Below are 3,379 nucleotides of genomic sequence, written 5' to 3'. Positions count from 1 at the left end.
TCTCCTCGAAGGCCATGTAGCTCGGCACGGCGAAGCCTGCGGCGAACTCGCCCTTGGCCACGACCGACGGCACGTCCCGGCTCCGGGCGGTGAAGATGCCGGAGTAGGCGGCGAGCTTCCGGAGCCACTCCCAGCCTTTCTCATACCCCTGCCCCTGGAGGATCACCTCGTAGGTGGCATGGGAAGAGGACGACCGGGTCGGGGCGCACTGGGCCACGTTCCCCTTGAGCTTGGGGTGGAGGAGGTCCTCCCAGTCCTTGGGAGGCGGCACTCCCAGGCGGGCCAGGAGCCTCGGATGGTAGACCAGGCCGTAGGGCTCGAGCGCGGTTCCGACCCAGAATCCCTTCGGGTCCTTCAGGAAGATGGGCTTGGGCTTGCCGATGGACGGCGGGATCGACTCGCAGGCCTCCTTCGAGAGGTCGAGCTTGACTAGGAGCTTCTTCTCCGCCAGGTCGTCGAAGAGCGCCGACTCGCCGCCCCAGAAGATGTCAGCCTCGGGCCGGCCCTTCCACTCCACGATCCGGCCGTAGGAGACCGGCGTCCCGGCGTGGAGCGCGCTCACCTTCACCGTCACGCCCCAGCGCTCCTTGGCATACTCGGCAAAGGCTTTGAGCGCTGCGTCGGTGATGAACTTGGATACCGGGGTCTGGAGGACCAGGGCGTCCTCGATCGGGGCCTGGGCGACGACTTGTGGCGGCAGCGCCAGAACTGCCGCGAAGACGGCCACTCCAGCCAGCACGTAACGCCACACACGTCTGCTCGATCGCATCGTCGTTCTCCTCTCTTGGTCTCTCATCGTTCGGAGGCTCTCGCCGCGGTTATCAGCCAGCTTGGGCCCAGCCCCGGGCCCGCTCCACGGCTCTCCGCCAGCCGTCCCAGACGGCGTGGCGGCGCGCATCGTTCATCCTCGACTCAAAGCGGCGATCGAGACGCCAGAGCTTCGCCAGGGCCGCTGCCGATGGCCAGAAGCCCACACCGAGCCCGGCGAGATAGGCTGCTCCGAGCCCTGTCGTCTCGGTGATGGCGGGGCGGAGTACCTCCACGCCCAGGATGTCAGCCTGGAACTGGCACAGGAAGTCGTTGGCCGCGGCCCCGCCATCCACGCGGAGCGAGGTGAGCGGCACCCCGAACTCTCCGGCCATGGTGTCGAGGACGTCCCGGCTCTGATAGGCGATCGCCTCCAGGGCCGCGCGGACCAGATGGGCCCTACCGGTCCCGCGGGTCAGCCCCACGATCGTCCCCCGCGCGTACATATCCCAGTACGGCGCGCCGAGCCCTACGAACGCCGGCACAAAGTAGACGCCGCCCGTGTCCTCCACCGACTCGGCCAGCTTCTGGCTCTCCGCCGCCTGAGAGATGACCGCGAGCCCGTCCCTGAGCCATTGAAGCGCGGCGCCCGCGATGAACACCGAGCCTTCAAGCGCGTAAGTCGTCTCCCCGTCGAGCTGCCAGGCCACGGTGGTGAGGAGGCCACGGGTGGAGGGCACGGGGACCGTGCCGGTGTTCAGAAGGGCAAAGCAGCCGGTGCCGTACGTGTTCTTGGCCATCCCCGGCTCGAAACAGGTCTGGCCGAAGAGCGCGGCCTGCTGGTCGCCGGCGATCCCCGCCAGCGGGATCCCGGCGGGCAGCCACCCGAGGTTCGTGGTCTCCCCCGCCGGACCGGCGGACGGCCTGACTTCTGGAAAAATCGAGGGCGGCAGGCCGAGCGGCGCCGCCAGCTCCGGATCCCACGCGAGCCGGTGGATGTCGAAGCAGAGCGTCCGGGAGGCGTTTGACGGGTCGGTGGCGTGAACGCGGTGTCCGGAGAGCTTCCAGATGAGCCAGCTGTCCACCGTCCCGAAGGCGAGCTGGCCCCGCTCCGCAGCTTGACGGGCATCGGGCACGCGGTCGAGGAGCCAGCGGATCTTCGTCCCTGAGAAGTACGCATCGAGAACCAGCCCCGTTCGCTCGCGGACCATGGGCTCGAGGCCGTCGGCCCGGAGCCGCTCGCAGAGGGGGGCGGTACGCCGGCACTGCCAGACAATCGCCCGATGGACCGGACGGCCGCTCCGGCGGTCCCAGAGGATCGTCGTCTCCCGCTGGTTCGTGATCCCGATGGCCGCCACCTCCGCGCCCGTGATGCCCGCAGCGCTCAGCGCCTGGCGGCCGGCAGCCTCGGTGGTCGCCCAGATCTCCTCGGGATCGTGCTCCACCCAGCCGGGCTCGGGGAAGTACTGGGGAAGCTCCGCATAGCCCCGGCCCCTCACCTGCCCTTCAGCGTCCACCACCAGGGCGGTGGAGCCCGTCGTCCCCTGATCCAGCGCCAGCACGTAGCGCCGCGCCGTCATCGCTTGAGCAGCTCCCGGGCCAGGTCGGGCCGGTCGGTGATCAGGATGTCGGCCCCGAGGGCGAGGAAGCGCCGCATGGCGTCCGCCTCGTTGACGGTCCAGACCCCGAAACTAAGCCCCGCCTGCTTGACCTGGTTGGCGATTTCTTCGGTGACAAGCTCCTGGTGGAGGCCGACGAAGTGGACGCCCATCCCGGGCAGCGCCGCGAGCTCTCGGTCGATGCTGGAGCCCGCCATCGCCAGCCTCGCCGGCGAGTAGAGGGCCCCGGCCCTGACCTCCGGCCTCAGCTCGCGCACCCGGCGGACCGTGGCCTGCTCGAAGGCCATCACGATCGAGCGTGGGATCGCGTGATAACGGTCGAGAATCGCGAGAACCTTCTCCTCGATGCCGGGATAGCGCTCGCGCCGGTGGTCCGCCTTGATGTCCACCAGGAGCTGGAGCCTCGCCAGCGCGGCGAGCTCCAGCACCTCCCCCAGCGTCGGGATGGGCTCGTCCATGACTTTCCCGTCCTTGTCCTTGAGGCGGAGGGATCGGAGCTCGCCGAGGGTCCGGTCCCGTACAGCACCCGTCCCTGTCGTGGTCCGCTCGAGCGTGGGGTCATGGATCACCACGAGCTCCCCGTCCTTGCTCAGATGGACGTCCAGCTCCAGGAGGTCGGCGCCGAGGGCGATCGCGTTCTTGAAGGCGAGGAGGCTGTTCTCGGGCCAGAGGAGCCCCCCGCCGCGGTGGGCGGCCACCAGCGCGCGACCCGAGCGCGGGTCCGCAGGGCCGCCCAGGACGGCCAAGAGGGCGAGGCCTCCCACGACCCCGAAGACGAGCGCAAGGCCCATCACTTCTCGCTCTCGATCAGGCCCTTGACGAACCAGCGCTCCCCTCGGCGGGGGGCTCCGCCCCCCGTTGTTGTTCGAGCGGGGCGGGTTCGGCCATGCCGTGCGGCGGGCCACCCGGGGCGCGAGGGCCGAGTCGATTGCGCAGGCTAAGCCTGCGCTCGATCAGCCGCACGCCAGTGGCCGGAACGCCCTGGTCTCTCACTTCTCGCTCTCGATCAGGCC

The 3,379-nt window shown here is 69.7% G+C and carries 3 protein-coding genes; all 3 read right to left on the bottom strand.

Annotated features, from left to right (window positions below; genetic code table 11):
- Positions 1 to 769, bottom strand: a 769-nt coding sequence (locus HY726_02715; protein MBI4607906.1) for an extracellular solute-binding protein, incomplete at its 3' end; no start/stop codon positions are given.
- Between the two features lie 52 nt (positions 770 to 821).
- Positions 822 to 2,327, bottom strand: coding sequence for a glycerol kinase GlpK (glpK, locus tag HY726_02710; GenBank protein MBI4607905.1), 1,506 nt, complete (start codon positions 2,325 to 2,327; stop codon positions 822 to 824).
- Positions 2,324 to 3,157, bottom strand: a complete 834-nt coding sequence (locus HY726_02705; protein ID MBI4607904.1) for a glycerophosphodiester phosphodiesterase — start codon at positions 3,155 to 3,157, stop codon at positions 2,324 to 2,326. The genes glpK and HY726_02705 overlap by 4 nt, the downstream gene beginning before the upstream one ends.
- Positions 3,158 to 3,379 lie beyond the last annotated feature (222 nt).

The organism is Candidatus Rokuibacteriota bacterium (genome assembly GCA_016209385.1).
Classification (GTDB): domain Bacteria; phylum Methylomirabilota; class Methylomirabilia; order Rokubacteriales; family CSP1-6; genus JACQWB01.
This window is presented reverse-complemented; position numbering and strand designations above follow the sequence as displayed.